The 19,971-nt window shown below is 54.1% G+C and carries 14 protein-coding genes; 5 read left to right on the forward strand and 9 right to left on the reverse strand.

The genetic code is table 11. The features are described 5' to 3' along the window. Nucleotides 1-71: 71 nt before the first annotated feature. The 6 genes from ABVT35_RS01940 to ABVT35_RS01965 form a co-directional block, all read right to left on the reverse strand. Nucleotides 72-461 carry an HGGxSTG domain-containing protein gene (locus tag ABVT35_RS01940; RefSeq protein WP_368464558.1) on the reverse strand — a complete coding sequence of 130 codons (390 nt, stop codon included), beginning with the start codon at nt 459-461 and terminating at the stop codon, nt 72-74. Between the two features lie 200 nt (nt 462-661). Beyond that, a complete protein-coding gene (locus tag ABVT35_RS01945) occupies nt 662-1,192 on the reverse strand; it encodes a hypothetical protein (RefSeq protein WP_368464559.1) in 531 nt (176 codons plus the stop codon). After that, a complete protein-coding gene (locus ABVT35_RS01950; RefSeq protein ID WP_368464561.1) occupies nt 1,185-1,742 on the reverse strand; it encodes a helix-turn-helix domain-containing protein in 558 nt (185 codons plus the stop codon). Before ABVT35_RS01950 ends, ABVT35_RS01945 begins: the two co-directional genes overlap by 8 nt. Then, the gene (locus tag ABVT35_RS01955) at nt 1,739-1,966 is read right to left on the reverse strand and encodes a helix-turn-helix transcriptional regulator (protein WP_368464563.1); all 228 of its coding nucleotides are present in this window, start codon (nt 1,964-1,966) and stop codon (nt 1,739-1,741) included. Before ABVT35_RS01955 ends, ABVT35_RS01950 begins: the two co-directional genes overlap by 4 nt. A gap of 96 nt (nt 1,967-2,062) precedes the next feature. Next, entirely contained in the window at nt 2,063-3,016 is a 954-nt protein-coding gene (locus ABVT35_RS01960; protein WP_368464565.1) for a hypothetical protein, read from the reverse strand. 119 nt (nt 3,017-3,135) lie between these two features. Further along, nucleotides 3,136-3,780 (reverse strand): MBL fold metallo-hydrolase, encoded by a 645-nt coding sequence (locus tag ABVT35_RS01965; protein WP_368464567.1) that lies wholly within the window; start codon nt 3,778-3,780, stop codon nt 3,136-3,138. 618 nt (nt 3,781-4,398) lie between these two features. Here ABVT35_RS01965 and ABVT35_RS01970 point away from each other — a divergent pair. The 3 genes from ABVT35_RS01970 (at nt 4,399) to ABVT35_RS01980 (ending at nt 12,908) form a co-directional block, all read left to right on the forward strand. Continuing rightward, the gene (locus ABVT35_RS01970) at nt 4,399-11,394 is read left to right on the forward strand and encodes an FG-GAP-like repeat-containing protein (protein WP_368464568.1); all 6,996 of its coding nucleotides are present in this window, start codon (nt 4,399-4,401) and stop codon (nt 11,392-11,394) included. A 439-nt stretch (nt 11,395-11,833) separates the two neighbouring features. Then, nucleotides 11,834-12,076: a hypothetical protein gene (locus ABVT35_RS01975; protein ID WP_368464570.1), complete on the forward strand. Its 243-nt coding sequence runs from the start codon at nt 11,834-11,836 to the stop codon at nt 12,074-12,076. Nucleotides 12,077-12,227: 151 nt separating this feature from the next. Beyond that, nucleotides 12,228-12,908 (forward strand): DNA-processing protein DprA, encoded by a 681-nt coding sequence (locus tag ABVT35_RS01980; RefSeq protein WP_368464572.1) that lies wholly within the window; start codon nt 12,228-12,230, stop codon nt 12,906-12,908. Between the two features lie 37 nt (nt 12,909-12,945). Here ABVT35_RS01980 and ABVT35_RS01985 read toward each other — a convergent pair whose 3' ends face one another. Next, complete coding sequence (locus tag ABVT35_RS01985; RefSeq protein WP_368464574.1) at nt 12,946-14,172, reverse strand: tyrosine-type recombinase/integrase; 1,227 nt, start codon at nt 14,170-14,172, stop codon at nt 12,946-12,948. An 802-nt stretch (nt 14,173-14,974) separates the two neighbouring features. Between ABVT35_RS01985 and ABVT35_RS01990 the strand changes: the two genes are divergently transcribed. After that, nucleotides 14,975-17,620 carry a cation-translocating P-type ATPase gene (locus tag ABVT35_RS01990; protein WP_368464576.1) on the forward strand — a complete coding sequence of 882 codons (2,646 nt, stop codon included), beginning with the start codon at nt 14,975-14,977 and terminating at the stop codon, nt 17,618-17,620. Between the two features lie 172 nt (nt 17,621-17,792). Here the strand turns inward: ABVT35_RS01990 and ABVT35_RS01995 are convergent, their stop codons facing one another. Beyond that, nucleotides 17,793-17,993, reverse strand: coding sequence for a DUF2892 domain-containing protein (locus ABVT35_RS01995; protein WP_368464578.1), 201 nt, complete (start codon nt 17,991-17,993; stop codon nt 17,793-17,795). A gap of 360 nt (nt 17,994-18,353) precedes the next feature. Here ABVT35_RS01995 and ABVT35_RS02000 point away from each other — a divergent pair, with 360 nt between their 5' ends. Further along, a complete protein-coding gene (locus ABVT35_RS02000) occupies nt 18,354-18,707 on the forward strand; it encodes a DUF1801 domain-containing protein (protein ID WP_368464580.1) in 354 nt (117 codons plus the stop codon). 197 nt (nt 18,708-18,904) lie between these two features. Here ABVT35_RS02000 and ABVT35_RS02005 read toward each other — a convergent pair whose 3' ends face one another. After that, entirely contained in the window at nt 18,905-19,738 is an 834-nt protein-coding gene (locus tag ABVT35_RS02005; protein ID WP_368464582.1) for a universal stress protein, read from the reverse strand. Nucleotides 19,739-19,971: the final 233 nt, after the last annotated feature.

A 19,971-nucleotide genomic window follows, 5' to 3' on the forward strand; every position in this document is an offset into this window, starting at 1 on the left:
TCAGTTAAATTTTGCATCTGTAGTCCGATGTGAGTTTAGACCGCCTCCGTTGGCTCAGCAAATGCAGCCGATCAATCAGTATCAGTCTCTTTGCCCTTCCCCTTCGCCCAACGCCGTTTTTGCGCAGCGCGGATCCGGTCGCGGCCAGACTGCGTTTTCGGACCGGTCGACAGACCGCCATGGTTGGCACAGCGTCGTTTACCTGGAATCACGTGTTTGGTGCATGGACCACCGGCCTTGGTTTTCGCCCTGCATTCGGGACGCTGTTCCTCAGGAAGCGGGTTGCCCTCAATGTCGAGACCGACTGCATGCATTTGCTTGCACTCGCCTTCATGACAATGGACACAGATTGGGTTGTACGCGTTGGTGCGCAGCACAAGAAACGGGCATTGCTGAACGAGACATCCATCGACAGTAAACAGCTTCCGGTTGCGCAACCGGCAGGGTGTTACAATTTTCATTTTTTTTTGTTCCTGATGTTAACATTTATCAACATTCGATAAGACCCTGCGTCTTACCGATTGAGGCCATTGCTTCATCGAACATCCCATATTCACACTGTGCCCACAGCACCGTCTTCGCTTGAGCTATTGATGAGCTCCGCTCAGACGGCGCTTGCAGACGGTTTTTGCCGACAGCCGACTTTCGTTCTGCATGATCATCAGGACCGCGGCGCCCCTTCAGACAGATACTGCGCAATACGAGCAAGACCGCTTTGCATGGAAATGAGGCCCGCTTCCTCTCCCTGTATCGCGTCGACGATTTGCCCGGCCGGTGGTACGAAACTGGCGCGCAGGCTTATGCTGCGAATGGCTCTGTAGACTGCAAGGCAGCAGACCGCATTCTCTTCCTCAAGCAAATCGAGAATATCGGACAAAAACACCCTTTTGCTGATGTCGAAATTGTATCTCGAGCGTGGATAAAGCTGTTGTTGAAGACAGGCGAGAATGATCTTCGCATTTGCCTTTTCAGCTAAGGCAGACTCCAGAAGAAACGTTGCTTCCCGAATGAACTCCGCTGAGGGAAGGGCCTTCAGGAACCGGCTCTTTATTTTACCCGATTTGCTGGCGCCTGGGTTGCCGGAATTTTCTAATACATCGAGGCCGTGTGCGTCGCCCATATGGTGCTGGAGCACGCGCTCGGATTTCCTCAGAGCAGCGTCAGCCTCTTCGATGGCACGATAGTCAACCACGGGACCGGCTCCTCTCCTCGGCAAAATGAAGAGCGTCGATATCGTCATCACAGAGGAGCGCAACGTTCGTTTCGCCAAATACTTCTTTTATGAGATCGGGAGAAACGCCCGTTACGGGTGCCTGGGATATGCTCTGGCTCTCCTGAAAAGAAGGACCGCGTTTCTCCAGCTTTCGAAAATCGAGGTAATACGAGTTGGTGTTGAAGCTGCTCGAGTTGAGATCTACGTGGATCAGGCCGGCTTCCTCGAGATCGCGGCAGGCTTTTCGAATTGCCTGCGGAGAAACACCAAGTTCCGATGCCAGCTTCGAGACACCGGGATAGCAATGTCCGGTCCTGCAGTTCATCATCGAAGCAAGGACCGGTAGGAGCCGATAGGCCGTGTTGCACAGCTTCGGCGTCTTTAAAGCCCGGACGATCATCTCAAGAACGACGGCGTTGAACTCTGCCTTGCATCCGAGAAAGGGCCTGATGCACAGCTGGTCCAAGAGTTCCTCGTTTGGTGGGCTTGATTTCCGAGAGCGTGACCGGTGGCAATTGATCTTGCTCATTCTGCATCTCCGGATGACTTGCGGTCATATTCCGATGTGGAACGAAAGCTGTTGCGGGCCAGCCAGGCATCAATGTCGACGCGCCGGTAGATGATCCGGCGCCCGAGCTTCGCATATTCAGGGCCGGTGCCGGAAAGCCGCCACTTCGCCAGCGTGCTGATAGCGATGCCGAGCAGACTGCTGGCCTGCTGCGCATTCAAATAAAGGACTTCATCATTAAGCATTTTCAATCCTCTCTGGGTATCTGCATCCATTTTTGGAGCAAGAGAGGAATCGCAGACGTCGTCAGAGAAGTCGCGGTGAGAATCTGGCCTAAGTTTTCACCTTTTTCCGGATGGTTTGGTCTTGGAGCGTGATCGTAAGAGCCATCCCTTTAGCGTTTCGAGAGAAATATCAGACAGTTGCCAATATAAGGATTCAGCCCGTTTCAAATTGAAGATGCCTTCATACGAGCCGAATTGGTCGATATTTTCAAATTGATCCGCTGCCCTGTTCTTGAACTCTTCTCCGAAGCGAGCGGCGAGTTTTGCGCACTCCATTTCATTTTTGCCTTTGGCGGATTTTCTCAGTGCATCCGACCAGGTTTTCAGCGTGTCGAAACTCACTCCAAGACTGCTTGCCACTTCCCGCCGGCTTGCATCTACACCGGCCCCGGTTCCTGCACGAAAGTAGACCTTCAGAACCGAAAGACGCTTGCAATATTCGAAGTCGATAGGTCTTCCGTGTCTGTAGATCGTTCGGCGCCGGAACAACTCAGGCTCGTCACCAGCAGACAGCAAGTCGAAGGAATCATGCAGAATGCTTCGCCAGAACCAGCCTCCCGACGGTTGCGAACGCATCATTGTCATGAAGAACGCATGCCATGCTTCTGGAGGAACCAGGTTCAACTCCATGATTTCCGGTGACAATCCGGGCTGCTTCCAGTTGCTTCCGCGTTGCAGATGCTCTCGGTCGGAATTTTCAATATGATCAGCCTCGCTCTGCATCCCTTCCACAATGGACTTGACTTGCGCGAACGTTTCATCGACATCCGAGAATGCGAAGTCCAGGAATTGGCCGCCAATGGCAATCAGGTCGGATCTGGAATGTCCGAATTCCCGCCCAAATTCCTTCTGAAGACGGTTTTGAAGTGGGGACGGCGTTTGCATGATTGCATTCCCTAAAAGCAGAGCCTGCGCTTCTGCCGATGCTTCATCAAATTCCTGCCAGGCAGATGTCAATTCTGCTATCGCTTTGTCTGACAGGTTACGCCGCTCTGGAGGCTCTTCTAACATCCTGTGATCCTCCTTAGATTTTTTCGCCCGAGGGAAATGGCTAAAGTGTACCTTTTGTTGGTCAGATGACGAATACTCCGGTGGGTGCGCACCGCGCCCAAAATACGATACGCGGTTTGTCACTGGTCAATGCGGGCCGTATTCCTGAGATGCCTCTTCAGCCAATCCTTGTGGAACGTTTGAAGAAAAGGCTCACGAATACCGTCTAAACCGAGTTCGGTGTCACGCCGTAAGCGCTCAGGGCAGCCGAAGCGAAATACATCATCTGTTCCCGAGATACTGACTCGCTCCGAACTTGAGCAGCTAAGGCGCGAATCGAAAGAAGACGGCGAGTGGATGATGCAATACATGAAGGACAAACAGAAAGCGGGCCCATCTCCTCCCCGCCGAACGGGATGACGTCCTCGAAGAAACGACGGTATTCGATAATGGGATGGACGCCTCTTTGACCAGTCGCTGTTAAAAACGCAATCAGTATGGCCCAACGCGAGGCAGATGAGGTTGGTGGTTTTGATCGGGTCAAAACTGACACCAATGTCTGCGAACGGCAATAGACTGACACTTCGAGATTGTCTGCATTCATTAAATAACTCATCGGTTGCCGCAATGTGATCGGAATCCGAATGGGAAGCGATCAACAAATCGACGTCGGAATCGCCTATGAACTGCAGGAACTCCGAAAACACCTTGGCGTTGTGATCCCAGTGGCCAGTATCGTAGACCATGATACTGCCGTCCGGGAAACGGGTAACGGTCGCGAGCACGGATCCAGTATCAAATATTTTCGTTTAAACTTTTGATGCCGCGTGTGACGTGATGAACAACAGTGACAGATTTGTCAGGCTTATAAAGGTTTTCATGGCAAGTTATTTAGCCGGCAACTCGATACAACTTTAACTTGGAACTGAGTTTGTCGTTGCATACCTTTCAAATTTCAATGTGAATACTGATATCAGCGCAGCAATGTAGAATCATAACCGTCGCAACGGACAAATGTTTCCACAGAAAATACCGCGTCATCGCAAATGCAGTAGATATTTATGGTTGCGAATCACCAATCAACTAAATAACCGTTATGCGTGTATTGTAATCTGCTGTTTTTTTGGTCTCAAACGGCAGATATTGTCCACGTCAGTCGCGTAGTCATTAAAAAGTATTTTATTACAGAATCTTACACCCTGTTTGATCGGTGAGATCAAATAGGATGCGGATACTTGCTAGCATTGGGGGTTGCAATGCCGTTAAGGAGCTCCTGCCTTATTCCCGGTTGTACCGGTTTCGATATCATCCACTGTGTTCGTTTAGGCAATTCGATGAATTATTGTTCTTTGCCATCGATGTTTCGAACTTGCTTGATTGCGTCCGTTGTGTTGGCTGCATGTATGTTCGGCTCTCATCAGGCACAAGCGCAGGTTGGTGATGCTGGCGATACCGTCAAAATACCGACCGGGGAATTTCCCACCGCTTCGGGCCGCGGCAATGCGAGCTATGAATACGGTCTTGACCTGCCTGGCTTCCGCGGGCTGGAGCCGGCAATCGAGCTGCAATACGATTCCTCGCGCAAGACCAAGCGGGGCGGCCGCTATCAGGGCTGGCTCGGCTACGGCTGGGGCATTGACGGCTTTGATGTCATCGAAAGGGTCAGCGAGGGAAGGGGCCTTGCCTATTATGACGATGCGAAGGATGTCTTTCTTCTCAACGGCTATGAGCTGGTTGAATGTGTGGCAGGCACGGTCAGCCCGTCCTGCGACAATGGCGGAACGCATGCGACCCAGATCGAGAGCTACCAGCGCATCAAGTTCTCAAGCGGCACCAACAGCTGGGAGATCACCGGCCGGGACGGAACTAGAACCGTTCTTTCGTCGGCCGGCAGCTTCGGTGGCACCGTCGAACATGCCAATTCTGCCGACCAGTTCCGCTGGCTGATCTCGTCGATCACCGATACGGACGGCAACCAGGTGAGCTTCACCTATGCCTGCGACACGCTTCCTGCCTGTTATCCGCAGACGATCACCTATAACGGCACCGAGGTCCGGTTTTATCTGGAGACCCGTCCGGACATGATCATCATGGCCAATGGCCAGACGCTGACGCGTTATGAGAAGCGGATCAGGTCGATCGCAACGACGGTGAGCGGTTCGATGCGCTCGGCGGTTGCGCTGACCTATGATGAGGATGCCTATTCGGGCGCCTCGCGTCTGACCACAATCACGCGCTATGGCACGGATGCGGTTGTTGCCGTCGATGGCGCCATCACCGCGGGCAGTGCCCGCCCGCCGGTCTCCATGACCTATTATGACGTCAATACATCGAGGACGACGGTCAACAAGCCGATAAACGGCATTGCAGCATTTTCCAACCTGCTGGCAACGGATCTGGACCATGATGGTTTTGACGAGGTGCAGAGTGTCGGGATCGGTCAGTATTGTCCTTCGCAGGACAATTGCCAGCCGTCCTTCTCCTCCGCCGTCTATGCTTTCAGCAACACCGGTGATCCCAACGCAAACGTGCAAAGCTACATCACAGCGCCAATTGCCATTAATGCCAACAGCCAGAACCGGATTGCATTTCAACGGTCTGGTGCGTTTGTATCGCCAACGGTAAACGGCGCCCTGTTCGGAATTCAGTTCTGGTTAACCTACGATACAGGACCAAGTTCTTCCGCGTCCATAACGCAAGCCCAGATCGGTGGTCTCATAAGTTACAGCCGCTCCGGTGGTTTCAAATCGCTTTGCTCGGACGGTGCATACAGCTCCGTTTGCGGCGGCGCATACTTCAACAATTTCACGAATACCAACATCTATTCCGCAGACCGCGACGGCGATATGGTGAGTGATTTGGTATTTGCTGAATCTTCGAACCATGAGCAGGGCAGCGCCGACTTCAGGGGCAATGGCGAGGAGCGGAATTACACTTTTGATGCTTCAAGTTACAGCATGGCCGTTGAGGGCTACTCCGGATCACTTCCTCCGGTTTGGGGGGCGGAGCGCCATGTGATGGATGTCAATGGCGATGGCGCGGCCGATATGATCCGTTTCGACAGCGGTTACGGCCAGGTGCATGTCTATTTGAACACCGGTGTCTCATTTGTCCGTGTTGACGGCGGCACGGTTTACGGGAACCCGAAGGCCAATCGCGCGCCGGGTATTGCCGACTTTAACGGCGACGGCATGATCGATTACCTGTCCCATGCCGGCAACACGGATCAGCGCCGTCACGCGTTCCTGCAGTTCCGCACCGCTGCATCCGGCCACCGAATGCATATCGATACATCCATGCTGTTTGGCTGGAACAACGAGTATCACATCGGTACCGGCGACTTTAACGGCGATGGCATCAGCGATCCGATCTACAACTATCAGGGCGGCTCGAGCAATTCCTGGGTCTGGTACTCGAACTATGCGGATGGCACGCCCGGTCTGTTGAAGACGGTGACGGACGAGCTCGGCGGGACGGTGACGCTGAAGTACACGCCGTCTTCACGATATGCCCACACTTTCATGCCGTTTGTCATGCCGCTGGTGACGTCGCTTGCCCATGACAATGGCAACGGGCAGGTTGCCGAAACCAACTATTCCTATGAGGGCGGCAAGTACGATACGGGCGAGCGTCGTTTCCTCGGCTTTTCCAAGGTGGTTGAGACGAAGCCGCTGGCCAATGGCGAGACGGCCCGCCCGACGGTGGAGACGGTTCTGCGCCAGGATGTGGCGAGCTACGGTGCACCGGATCAGGTGACCTACAAGGACGGCGCCGGCACGGTGCGCAAGAAGGTCACGCACAGCTATACGGTCAACACCGCAACCAAGCCGTACACGGCGCTGAGGACCGCGACCGAGACGGCACTGACCGAGAACGATGCCACGTCCGGTTCGGCGATCACGCTGACGACACGTGTCGAGCGTTCCTACGATGGCTATGGCAATGTGATCGAGGAGCGCAATCTAGGCCGCACGGGTGTATCGGGCGACGAGACGACGAAGGCGCAGAGCATTATCGCCAATGTCTCCGACTACATCCTTTCGATGCCATCGGCAGTGTCGACCTATGAGGGATCGGGAACGTCCGGCACGCTGCTGTCGCAGGAACAGCTTTCCTATGACGGCGCATCCCATGGTGTTGCCCCGACGAAAGGCCATGTGACGGGCCGCACGGTGCTGCGCTCGTCGGATGCATCGCTGCCCTCGATTGCCATGAGCTACGGCTACGATGCCTATGGCAACAAGACCCATGAGGTTGACGGCGAGGGCAACCGGACGGAATGGGATTATGATGCGACCTATCACCTTTATCCGGTAGCGACACGCAATGCCTTGTACTTCGGCGGCGATACCCGTCAGCAGACAACGCAGACCTTCAATACGGTGTGCGGGATTCCGGCGTCACTGACGGATCTCAATGGTGTGCTGCATACCTATGGCCAGGACGTCTTCTGCCGGCACTACAGTCACATCAACACAGTGACCGGTGCCGAGGAACTGGTTGACTATATCGATGAAGGCAATCCTTCGACTGCGCAGCGTGTCCGGACAATAAAGAGATTGCCGGGTGCCGCAGACATCTGGACACGGATTCACCAATATTTTGATGGTCGCGGCCGGTTCTTCCTGAGGCTGGAGTGCATGCCGGACTGCTATACCGGTTCGGTTCGGACTTGGACCGAGTATGACGCCCGCAGCAATATCAAGCTTGCGAGCCATTCCTTGGTTCAGGGAGAATCAACTTACTGGACCACGCACACTTATGACTGGGCGGATCGTGTCGTGTCGACGCAGAACCCGGACGGTTCGTCCCGGTCGATGGCCTATCTGCTGTCCAATTCCGTTCCTGTCGGCAATGCTGCGGGCAATGTGCCGCTCACGGCGGTGCGTCTGACCGATGAGCTGAACCGGACGTCCGTGGCCGTCACCAGCACCCGCGGCAAGGTGATCTATCAGCACAAGGAAACGGCCAATACTAAGGAATGGCATTCCTATGACGCCTTCGACCGCCTGATTGGCGTGAAAGACAATATCGGTGCGCTCTGGTCCTACGCCTACGACCTTGCCGGCAACCGCCTGTCGGTCAGCGATCCGGACCTCGGCAACTGGTCCTATGCCTACGACCAGGCAGGCCGATTGACATCCCAGACGGATGCGCGCGGCATGGTGACGGCCATGAGCTATGACGCCATCGGGCGTCCGCTGTCGCGCACCATCACAAGTCCTGTTGTGTCGGATCCCGTGCTTGCCACCAACACCTATGACGAGCAGCGCTCGGGCTATTACAATATGGGCCAGCTGACATCTGCTTCGAACGCCAATGCCTCAAGGACGATCGACTATCATTCATCGGGCAATGTGGCGAAGAACGCGGTGACGATCGACGGGGCGACCCACACGACGATGACCGGCGAGGACCAGGGCGAGCTTCCCATCTGGAAGCTTTACGATCCGCATCTTGTAGCCGTCGGTTCTGCCGCCTCGCCATGGCTCTATGGCTATGACGGCCGATTGAAGAGCATTCCGTCGCTGATCAACGCGATCACCTATGAGGCGGACGGTCAGACGGACCAGATCACCTATGCCAATGGTGTGACGACGGACTTTACCTATTCGCCGCAGCGGCGCTGGCTGACGGGCATCGTGACGACCAAGGCCGATGCCACGGTTCTGATGAACAACAGCTACACGCGCGATGCAATGGGCCGCATCACGGCAATCACAGGCCTCACCCCTGCGGAAAGCTGGACTTACACCTACAATGACCGCGATGAGCTCATTACCGCCACCAATCAGGGTGATGCCACACTCACCGAGACATTCTCCTATGACAATGGCGGCAACCTGCTCACACGATCAAGACTGGCGGGGGCTTTTGTCTATCCGGCACATCAAATCACCGTACCGTCGATCAGTGATGGCTTCGATACGAGCATGTGGCTTGATCACGCGGGTGTTCTGGCGGACCACGAGTGGAAGACTGCGGACTTCAACGGCGATGGTCTGGACGACCTCATTGTTGTCGGCGCTGACAATGTCTATCGGGCCTACGTGTCAAACGGTTCCGGGTTCGGTGCCGGCGTTTCCCCCAATCATGGCGGTAGCCTTGCAGATCATCAATGGAAAATCGGCGACTTCAACGGCGACGGCAAGGATGATCTTATCGTAGCCAATAGCAACAATGACTATTATGTCTCTATCTCCAACGGCTCCGGTTTCACCACAAGCCTGTGGCAGGATCACGGGGGCGTGCTTTCAAACCACGAATGGAAGATCGCGGACTTCAACGGCGACAGCAAGGATGACCTAATCGTGGCCAATAGCGCCAACGAATATTATGTCTCCATCTCCAATGGTTCAGGCTTCACGACAAGCAGGTGGTTCGATCACGGCGGTGTCCTTTCGAACTGCGAATGGGCGACTGCCGATTTCAACGGCGATGGTCTGGATGACCTTGTCGTGGCCGGCCCCGATAACAGATATTGGGTTTCGATTTCCAATGGTTCGGGTTTCACCACGACAACCAATTGGCTGGATCAGGGCGGCGTTCTTTCAGATCACGATTGGACAACCGCGGACTTCAATGGTGATGGAAAGGACGACATCATCGTCGTCGGTGCGAATAATGTTTATTATGCGTATCCGTCAAATGGCTCCGGATTCGGTACCGGCTTCTCCCCCAATCACGGCGGCAGTCTTGCAGACCATGAATGGAAAACGGCCGATTTCAACGGCGACGGCAAGGATGACCTTATCGTAGCCAATATCAATAACGACTACTATGTCTCCATCTCCAATGGCTCGGGTTTCACAACAAGCCTCTGGCAGAATCACGGGGGCATGCTTTCTGACCACAAATGGAACACAGCAGACTTCAACGGCGACGGCCGGGACGATCTTGTCGTTGCCAATGGTGAGAGCGACTATAACGTGTCGATCTCGACCGGCACGGGTTTCGACACGGAACTATGGCTTGATCGCGACGGAACGATCTCGTTTGCGGATTGGAAGATTGCCGATTTCAACGGTGACGGCCTTTCCGACATTGCTGCCGTCAACAGCGACAACGATTATCACATTGCGATTTCCAAGGGCTCTATAGAGGACCACGTTGATCCGGTTAACACCGTTCAACGCCCGCATGCGCCGCTCACTCTTGGCGCCAGTGCGCTTTCGTATGACAGCAACGGTAACATGACGGCTGACGGCACACGCACGCTTTCCTGGGATGAGGCGAACCGTCTCAAGCAGGTGATCAATGCGGCCTCTGCAACCATCGACTTTGCCTACGGCCCCGAAAGCAGGCGGGTGAAGAAAGTCGGTGCCGGCGGCGAGACGCTGTATCCGGATGCCGATGCGGAGATCGATGCGACGGGAACGCCCGTCTCAACCGGTGTCTATGCTCTCAACGCCTATACGCGCTATCCGCATATGGATGTGAAGATGGTCGGCACCAGCCCCACTTACATTCACCGCGATCATCTTTCCTCGGTGCGCATCGTCACCGATGCCTCCGGCAACCTCGTCGAGCAGACGGCCTATGCGTCCTATGGCGAGGCGACCAACCAGGCAATGGCGACGCAAAAGGGCTACATCAACGAGCGGCACGATCCCGAAACGGGCCTGATGTATCTCAACGCCCGCTACATGGATCCCACCTTCGGAAGGTTCATCTCGCCCGATGACTGGGATCCGATCAAGGAGGGCGTCGGGCCGAACCGCTATGCGTATGCGGCGAATGATCCGGTCAACAAAAGCGATCCGAATGGGCATTTCTATGAAGGAGTGATGGACGATGACATGACTGGAGCCGCTCTGGACCGGGGGCTTGGTGGCGACGTCGAGCCGGAATTCGATAGTGTCGAAGAGATGGTCAAAAATGCTGCTGATAATTGGTTGGATGAAGATTGGAGCGGTATGCGTAGGCAACACTACGCACCAGGCACTCTTCCCAGTCCTGTTACTGGAAACGGTCGAGCTCAGGAGTCGATGAGTCCGATAGATTTTGTGGGAATTGCCACAGCGCCAGCAAAAATTGGTGCATCAGCAGCCAAAACGGGATTTAGAAACTTTGCAAAAGCCGGCGACAATGTTGGGCCCAAGCCGGGTGTTCAGACTGGTTACAAATATATTGATGAAACGTTCGATACTGCTAACGGACAAGTGAGGGTTCAAGGACCGGTATCCACAAAGGGGAATGACGCCACCGTTGAAGTTAACGTCACCGGACCCGGTGCCCGGTCACTTGGTACTTCCCACACGCGCAGCCTCGGGCAGGAACTAGCAGACAAAGTGCGGTCAGATTTTGGGATTACTGGAAATATTACGTTTTCGGGTGCTAGGGTGACGGGTGCCGGTCCCAAAGGCCGCCCAGGTCGGGCAACTTTTCCGGGAAAATGATTATGCAAGACAACAAAAAGCCACACGACGCACTCTCAAACATAGACACGTTTCGTTGGCGTTTTTTTGTAAGGGTTGTGAAAGTTCTCTTCAGAAAAGAGGACAGATTTATTTATTTTCTGAAGTTTACTGGGTTCGATGACATTTTTTGCGCACGTGCATTGGAAATGGCTTACGGCTACGACAATACCAAGGCAAAATTGATTATGGACAAATTGGTAGGCAGCCCTTTCACTGAGCCAAAGATATAAGTGCCTTAACCCCAAAGTCTATACGCGCTATCCGCATATGGATGTGAAGATGGTCGGAACCAGCCCGACCTACATTCACCGCGACCATCTGTCTTCGGTGCGCATTGTCACCGATGCCACAGGCAACCTCGTCGAACAAACCGCCTATGCGTCCTATGGCGAGGCGACCAACCAGGCGATGGCGTCATATGGCGCACGGAACCGTGACCGAGATGGCGCTGAACGAAAAATGGAGCGAGCACCGGTTTACCCACAGCGCCGACGACGCGTACTCAGCTTTCTACTACGGCAATGGCAATGTGGTTGAGATATGCAGGCTTGGCCGTACAGATATAACGGGCGATGAGACGGCACAGGACAGAGCATCGTCGCAAGTTTTTCCGAATGCGTGCGCTGCGGGAGGAGTGATCGAGAGTTTGGACGTCGACTGAGGCAATTCGCTCTATCGTCTAAATTGATCGTGTTCCGCCCGTCAATTATAAGGCATTTTGAATGGCACCATTACGACTGCCATCGGTTTAACTCAGTGCGGTTGCCGGCAAATTGCGCCTTGTATGCAGTCAGGTAGGGCTTTGAGGTGATATGCAGCAGGGACAATCGGCGGATGCGCGAATAGATCTGGAAAAGATGATCGGCCCCTTGTCGGTTGCCGAACGAAAATTTTTGCCTGCCGAGTTTTTTGCTCAGGGAGATGTTGAATTATTGAGGGAAGGCATCAGAGTCTCGATAATCGGCTCGAGGGATGCGTCTAACGATGGGATCCGCGATGCCCGCCATATATCCCGCGCTCTTTCGCACGAAGGTGCTGTTATCGTCAGTGGATTGGCTGTCGGAATCGATAGTGCCGCGCACCGTGAAGCAATCGCCAATAACGGTATGACGATCGCCGTTTTGGGCACTGCCCTCGATGTCGCTTATCCTCCTGAAAACGCGGAACTACTGGAAGAAATCAAAGAAGACCATTTGGCTGTCTCGCAGTTTGCTTCAGGCGATCCAGTGTCTCGGCAGAACTTCCCGAAACGCAATCGCACCATGGCGTTGATATCCCATGCAACGATCATCATCGAAGCCAAACAAAACAGCGGCACCCGTCATCAGGGCTGGGCAGCGCTTCGCATTGGTCGGCCTTTATTCCTGATGCCGCGCGTTGCTGAAGATCCGGCTATAACTTGGGCTGAGGAAATGCTCCGACATGGCGCAAAGAAATTGAACGTCAATGAAATTTCGGATGTCTATCAGGCGTTGGAACAACTTGCGACCTGAAGTGATGCCTGGCTTTGGGCGACGTGAACAGGAGTTCTCACTCGCCGTTTATCAAGGATGCCGAAATAGAGCTGCCAACTGATTCAGCTGCATCTTTTAGTGGATCGTCGTGTAGGTGGGCATAGCGCTGTGTCGTTGCCGCGTCCTTGTGTCCAAGCAATGCGCCCACCATTGGCAGGCTAGCGCCTTCCGATATGGCAACACTGGCAAAACTATGGCGTAGATCATGCAGGCGTACGTCTTCCAATCCTGCTATCGACCGGATTATGCGCCATACTTTGGGGGTGCCTTCATAATTGCCATCACCACGGTGAGCCGGAAAGACAAAAGGCGAGTCATGTAGCCTTGGATGATTTTTCAGCACCTCCAGCGCGCTAGCGTTGAGCGGGATGGCTTTCTGGCCAGTCTTGGAATCAGCAAGCTTGAGATATCCATTATCAAAATCGACCGCGCTCCACTTCAGCGTTTCTATCTCGCCCTTTCGAGCGCCGGTAAAAACGAGAAGTTTCAGGACCGCAATGGCCAGCGGGTTTAAGCCCCGTTCCAATCCATCATGGAATGCCTTCCCCAGGGCGACAAGTTCCTGTTTACTCAGATAGCGTTCCCCTTTCCTGTCCGCGAAGCGTTTTACACCGCGCACGGGGTTTACTTCGATCAATCCGCAATCCTGGGCATACGAAAATATTCCACCGAGCAGGCCGATTGTTCGCGTAGCGGTGCCTTTGCCACCGCGAACGATCGCGCGGCCGCGCAGACCTGTCTTTATGTCCGCAGATGTCTTGCCGTTCGCCACGTCCTGCAAAAAGCGCCTTACGTCTGCGCGGGTCACGGACGGTACCTTCTTCTTTCCGAGAAGCGGTTTGATGTGCCGTTCGATCCGCCCGAGATCCGTAGCCACCGTGCTCGCTTTTTTCGCGCCGATTCCGTGTTCGAGATATAGGTCGCATAGCTGTGCCACTGTGAGCTGTTTGCGTTGATCCTGTTTTTCCTTGGCGGGGTCTTCGCCATTGGCGGCACGTCCGAGGATCTTTCGCGCCTCTGTGCGTGCTTGTTCGACCGTCCAGGGGGAGCCATGCGCGCCGATTGTCATACGGCGTGTCGGAGCGGTACGCCCTGATCCAACACGATATTTGCATACATAAGATTTGCGTCCGCCTTTGGCGATCTTGATGCCAAATCCTTTCAGCTCGCTATCCCAAATGAAGTAGTCCGCGTCTTTTAATTGCGCGCGGTCTATCGTCGTTTTGGTCAGCTTTGCCGGCATAAGTTCGGAACCCTGTTCGGTGGTTACTTTTCAAAAAAGTAACCACATAGTAACCACCAAAGCCAGAACGTCAAGGAATGCAAATCAACCGCCATACAACAAAAGCTTTAAAAAACAAAAGGTAACGGAATATCTAGCTTAAGCAGGAAACCTCAAAAACCGTTTATCCTTTGCCCTCCGAAGGCAGAGGTCACACGTTCGAATCGTGTCAGGTGCGCCAGTTTTCTTAATAATAACAAGAAATAGCGTAGGAAAGCGTTCGATGTGTTTCGTCGCTTTGTGATTGGTCGCCACGTAGGCATTGCGCGACTTCAGATCTCAACCACTTTTAGCCAGTTTATTTGCGGAATTTTACAACAGTTTATTGCGACATCGAACTGGATTAAGCCAATTTGCTCATATCAAAATGTAAAGCTCATTCTGCCCGGATGTTTATCTGATATCCTTCCGCACTCGGAAATTGATGCACATCAATTGTCTTTCCCGCGACTTCGGCAAGCTGAATAGATAGGCGAGAGCGGCACCATGAGGCAAACCAAGAAACTGTCTCCAAAGGTGACTGCTGGGGCCGCAATATTGACGGAAGCTGGGATGCGTTGCGACGTCGCAAGGACCGGATTCATGAGTGTGCAGGTCGCCAATTTTGGGGATGATGCGGCGGCATGTAGTGCACGCGGCCAGTAAGTGCTCCGTGTCGCCGGGATTAAGCTATAAAGTTGAATGCGAGCCGGCTGCCATCTAGTCACATGCGCGGCTGTTTCGACCTCGCGAATCCCAGTAGGTCTTGTTGGAGAATGTCCACGTGAGTGAATTTTTGCGCTGGTACGGTCTAGAAATAGACGCAGTGTGTGATCGGTTGGACAGCGCGCCCGCAGGCCTTTCCAGTGCGCAAGCCGCGCAACGGCTGAAGCGATATGGCGCCAATGCCATCGTTGAGCAGCCTCGACGCCCACCGTGGCGGATTTTGCTGGATCAACTGGGCGACGTGCTGATTCTGGTTCTGATCGGAGCGGCGGTCATTGCCGCTTTCGTGGGTGAGCCCCAGGACAGTATCGTCATACTGATTATCGTTCTGCTCAATGCGGTCTTTGGCGCTGTTCAGGAATTTCGTGCGGAACGCGCGGTCGCCGCGCTTCGCAGATTGGCCGCACCGGAGGCATCGGTGTTGCGCGATGCCGCGGCAACAACAATTCCGGCTGAGCAATTGGTTCCAGGTGATGTGGTTATCCTGGAAGCGGGCAATGCTGTTCCCGCTGATCTGCGTCTGATCGAGGGCGCCGATCTGCAGGTGGATGAATCGCTATTGACCGGTGAATCACGGACTGTGCAGAAAGTCATCGCTGCATTGCCCGGAGACCTGCCGTTGAGCGACCGGGCCAATCAGGCGTTCAAGGGAACTTTGATAACGCATGGCCGCGGCCGCGGTATGGTTGTGGAAACCGGTGCGCAAACTGAACTCGGCCGTATTGCAGGCATGTTGTCTGCAGCGCAGATCGTCCGCACTCCGCTGCAAGGCAGGCTAGCCTCCTTCGGAGGCCGCCTGGCGCTGGCGATCCTGGCGATTTGCGTGTTCATCTTTGCCATCGGTCTGCTACGTGGCGAACCGCCGATCCTGATGCTTCTCACCGCGGTGTCGCTAGCCGTTGCCGCGGTGCCAGAGGCGCTGCCGGCCGTGATCACCGTGTCCCTCGCCCTTGGCGGTGCAAAACTCAGCCGAAAAAACGTCCTTATCCGGCGCCTGCCTGCTGTTGAGACACTCGGATCGGTGACACATATCTGCGCCGACAAGACCGGCACGCTGACAGAGAACTCCATGCGGCTGGAGCGGATTGTCATTGCGGAAGCCTCGTATGACCACTTGACGGCGGACGGTAGCACGTCGATGCGCCTTCTCGGGCAAGCTCTCGCCCTTTCCAATGACGTGCAAACCGATGCAGACGGCAAGCCGGTTGGCGAGCCGACCGAGATCGCACTTTTTCAGGCTGCGATGGCTATCGGCCATGACAAGATGGAGCTGGAAAACACCTTCCCGAGGATTGCTGAACTGCCGTTCGACTCAGAGCGCAAGCGGATGAGCACACTGCATCGCGATGGTGAGGATGTGTTGATGTTCTGCAAGGGTGCACCGGAGACCATCATTCCGCGATGTGTGGATTACGCCGGTGGCGATGCGTTCGATGCGGTCCATGCGATGGCCCAAGCCGAACGGCTGGCAGACAGCGGTTACCGGGTTCTGGCGTTGGCGTGCCGACATCTGGAAAGGGTTCCCGTACTTCTTGATGGAGAAATTGAAACTAAGCTTTCGCTCCTCGGCCTGGTGGCGCTGATCGACCCGCCCCGGTCCGGCGTCAGGGCCGCCGTGGAAGAATGCAAGGCCGCAGGCATTGTACCGGTAATGATAACCGGCGACCATCCGGGCACCGCACGGGCCATTGCCATGCGCCTCGGTATAAGCGTGGAAGCCGACGAGGTGCTCACCGGAAGCGATCTGGATCGCATGACGCCGGCAGAGTTGGAGGTCCGGGTGGAAGATGTTCGGGTCTATGCCCGCGTCAGCCCCGAACAGAAAATCCGAATTGTGCAAGCATTGCTGGAGCGTGGTCAGTTTGCCGCCATGACGGGCGACGGCGTCAATGATGCGCCCGCACTAAAAATGGCGAATATTGGCGTGGCGATGGGAAGAAAGGGCACGGATGTTGCTCGTGAGGCAGCGGACATGGTGCTCCTTGACGACAATTTCACCACCATTGTCAGCGCAGTTCGCGAGGGTCGGCGCATCTATGACAATATCCGCAAATTCGTGAAGGACACCATGAGCTCAAACTCCGGCGAGATCTGGACCCTGCTGCTTGCCCCGTTCTTCGGCTTGCCGATCCCGCTGCTTCCGATCCATATTCTGTGGATCAATCTGGTTACTGACGGACTTCCGGGACTTGCCTTTACTGCCGAGCCAGCGGAGCGGGGGATCATGAGCCGGCGACCGCGACCTCCGAATGAGAGCATATTTGCGCGTGGCATGTGGCAGCATATCATATGGTACGGCCTGTTCGTCGGCGGGGTTTCCATCGCCTCCCAGGCATGGGCCTATGGCCGCGGCGCAGAATATTGGCAAACGGTGGTTTTCACGGTGCTCACCGTTTCGCAGCTCTTTCATTCCCTGGCGGTACGCAGCGAGCGGGAATCGCTGTTTACGATCGGGATATTTTCCAACAGAGCAATGCTGGGTGCGGTCCTGCTCACGATCGGACTGCAGTTGATGATCGTCTATATGCCGGTATTCAACGCCATCTTTCACACCCAGCCGCTGCCGTTGTTTGACCTCGCGGTTTGTTTGGCTCTCTCTTTGTTGACACTTGTGGCAGTTGAAATCGAGAAGTTACTCATTCGGCGCGGGCTCATCTATCGTGACATGTCAACCGACAAGGTTGAGACACATAATCAGGGATGAGCTGAAAGACCCGTTTGCAAACGCATTTTCAAACGGGTGACAAGACGATCAGCAACGACAAATTTCAATTGTCGAATTCCTTCCCGGCCTCAAATTATACGGCTTGACCAAAGCCAGTTCCCAGGCCGGTTGCCGATTTCAGATGCCATGAACAGTTGTTTGTCGCGATTCTTTAAAATGCTGCGCCTTCTTTGATTCCGAATTTTCGGAAGAGGGAGGCCGCCGGGCAAAAGCCTGTGAAGGCCGACTGCAAGAGGTTGAGCCCGATGAACACAGTGAACCAAACAAATAGCGGCGATACCCACTGTGTCAGTACCACCGATATCAGAACCATTATTCCGGCAAAGGCTAGTACGGAACGGTCAAGTGACATTTTCATCTCCTATATATCTGTATATTAATATATAAGAAATTGCTAATAAAGATTCAAGCCTCCTCGTGCACCGGAAAATGGCACCACAACCAATCGGCTGGTGTTTCTCGCAAGGTCGGCGAGAATTGATATAAGTCACTCTGACCGACAGCAATGCTGTGGCGTCAAATATTGGCCGTCTTGCGTCTCAGAGCTTTGAAATTGTTCCTGACATTGTTGCCAGTATCGCAGAAATTGAAAGCCAAGCAGTGGTTCTTTCACAATCCGCCATCCTTCAAAACTTGCTCGGAACTGATTTACATCAAGGGCGCACGCCAAAATTCAACCAACCTCTCATTTTGATTTCGAGAGGTTTTTTGCATGGCAAAACAAACTCAAACCGTGGATAGCTATATCGCTGCCAGAAGCGCACCCGTGCAATCGATGCTGATTGCGCTGCGAAAACTCATTCAAACAACGTTGCCTGAGGCAAAGGAAGGCATGAAATGGGGTGCGCCTGTTTATTTCGATCGAAATCAGTTGCCCATTTGCTATCTTTATGGCGGCAAGGACCACGCTAATCTGGGGTTTGTTCGCGGGAGTGAACTGGACGCACCGGAAGGTCTGCTGAAGGGGCAGGGGGAGAAAGGGCGGCACGTCGAAATCTATCCCGACAAAGCGTTCCCCAAGGCTGAGCTAACGGTGCTTTTGAAACAATGCATAGAGCTGGGGTAGAATGTTGTTTTCCGGTTTTTCTGCAGCCATGAATGGACATGCGTGATCGATTTCATGAACCGGTCTGCGGGCGGTCAAATGATCGGGCCGTGATTTAGCATCAATGGTGCGACAACCAGCGCCAGGTAGCTATGGGTCTGAACGGCAATTTCGATTTGAAATCGCCTATCCGTGCGCGGAATTGTTCATCGGGCGTTTCAATGCATCATCAGGACGGGGACGTCGGTGTTATGCAGCACGTAGTCTGTCACGCCGCCAAATACCTGTTCTCGCCACCGGCGGTGGCTGAAGGCACCCATAACCAAAATACTGCCGGACTTTTCAGCGGTCTTTTCAACCAGCAGATGCCCCGTTTTCTGTCCTTTTGGATCAAGAACAGCAATATCCACATTTTTTGCATGCAGCGAGACGTAGCTCCCCAAATCATCAAGAGAATTCCGGTCCTTACTGCCACCTACGGAAACGATCACGACATCGTCAGCCTTTTCGATTAGGGGCAAAGCAGCCGCAACAGCACGAGAAGCCTCCTGCCCGTGTTTCCAGGCCACTACAACACGATTGCCAAGGTTTTTGGGCACTGGCCTCGACGGAGCAATTATCACCGGCCTTGTCGATTGGGTGAGCATTTGATTTGCCAAAAACCGCATATATTTGCTTTGCGGACTTGAAATATGGCCAAGCACGGCAACGTCCGCATAAATCGCATAATCAAGAAGCGATTTGGTGGACATATCAAACGTCGGCAGGAATTTCGCCGGCACCTTTTCATGGCGTTTGGCATGGTCTTCAAAGATCTTCTGGGCCCCGAGTTCGGCTTCCTGTGCATTTTTCTTGGACTGCATTTCCAAAGCTTCGATTTCACCCTCCGGAAGACCCCAGTTGTCCAGCCACTCGTCAGTCCAGACACTGTGCTGCGGGAAAACGCCCTGGACTTCGGCTTTGTGATGACCCGCGAGAGTGAATGCGAAATCTGCGATTTGTGTAACGTCATCCTGATTACTGACGGGCAGAAGAATTCGCTTTATCGACATGGTCTTGGATTCCTTTGAACTTACAAATTCTTATTGACGGCATATGAGGCCGCACCTCCCGTGCGGACAGGGTAGCACAACAGACCCTTGGCCCCGGAAATTCCTGGAAGCAGTGAATATATAAATCGGCGGTTGACTGATCCCTGTCACCTTGCCTTTCCCGGATAGCGCCAGTCCAATTTTCTAACCACTCACATGGGCTGTTTCGAGGTTGGATGCTGTCCGCGTGAAAG

Origin of the sequence: Hoeflea sp. TYP-13, from assembly GCF_040932035.1 — a bacterium.
In the GTDB taxonomy this organism is placed as follows: Bacteria; Pseudomonadota; Alphaproteobacteria; order Rhizobiales; family Rhizobiaceae; genus Hoeflea_A.

Excerpts from the sequence above, each read along its gene's own strand:
- ABVT35_RS01940 (WP_368464558.1), bottom strand. The coding sequence starts at position 461 with ATGAAAATTGTAACACCCTGCCGGTTGCGCAACCGGAAGCTGTTTACT.
- ABVT35_RS01950 (WP_368464561.1), bottom strand. The coding sequence starts at position 1,742 with ATGAGCAAGATCAATTGCCACCGGTCACGCTCTCGGAAATCAAGCCCA.
- ABVT35_RS01955 (WP_368464563.1), bottom strand. The coding sequence starts at position 1,966 with ATGCTTAATGATGAAGTCCTTTATTTGAATGCGCAGCAGGCCAGCAGT.
- ABVT35_RS01960 (WP_368464565.1), bottom strand. The coding sequence starts at position 3,016 with ATGTTAGAAGAGCCTCCAGAGCGGCGTAACCTGTCAGACAAAGCGATA.
- ABVT35_RS01970 (WP_368464568.1), top strand. The coding sequence starts at position 4,399 with ATGTTCGGCTCTCATCAGGCACAAGCGCAGGTTGGTGATGCTGGCGAT.
- ABVT35_RS01975 (WP_368464570.1), top strand. The coding sequence starts at position 11,834 with ATGGCGCACGGAACCGTGACCGAGATGGCGCTGAACGAAAAATGGAGC.
- ABVT35_RS01980 (WP_368464572.1), top strand. The coding sequence starts at position 12,228 with ATGCAGCAGGGACAATCGGCGGATGCGCGAATAGATCTGGAAAAGATG.
- ABVT35_RS01985 (WP_368464574.1), bottom strand. The coding sequence starts at position 14,172 with ATGCCGGCAAAGCTGACCAAAACGACGATAGACCGCGCGCAATTAAAA.
- ABVT35_RS01995 (WP_368464578.1), bottom strand. The coding sequence starts at position 17,993 with ATGTCACTTGACCGTTCCGTACTAGCCTTTGCCGGAATAATGGTTCTG.
- ABVT35_RS02000 (WP_368464580.1), top strand. The coding sequence starts at position 18,354 with ATGGCAAAACAAACTCAAACCGTGGATAGCTATATCGCTGCCAGAAGC.
- ABVT35_RS02005 (WP_368464582.1), bottom strand. The coding sequence starts at position 19,738 with ATGTCGATAAAGCGAATTCTTCTGCCCGTCAGTAATCAGGATGACGTT.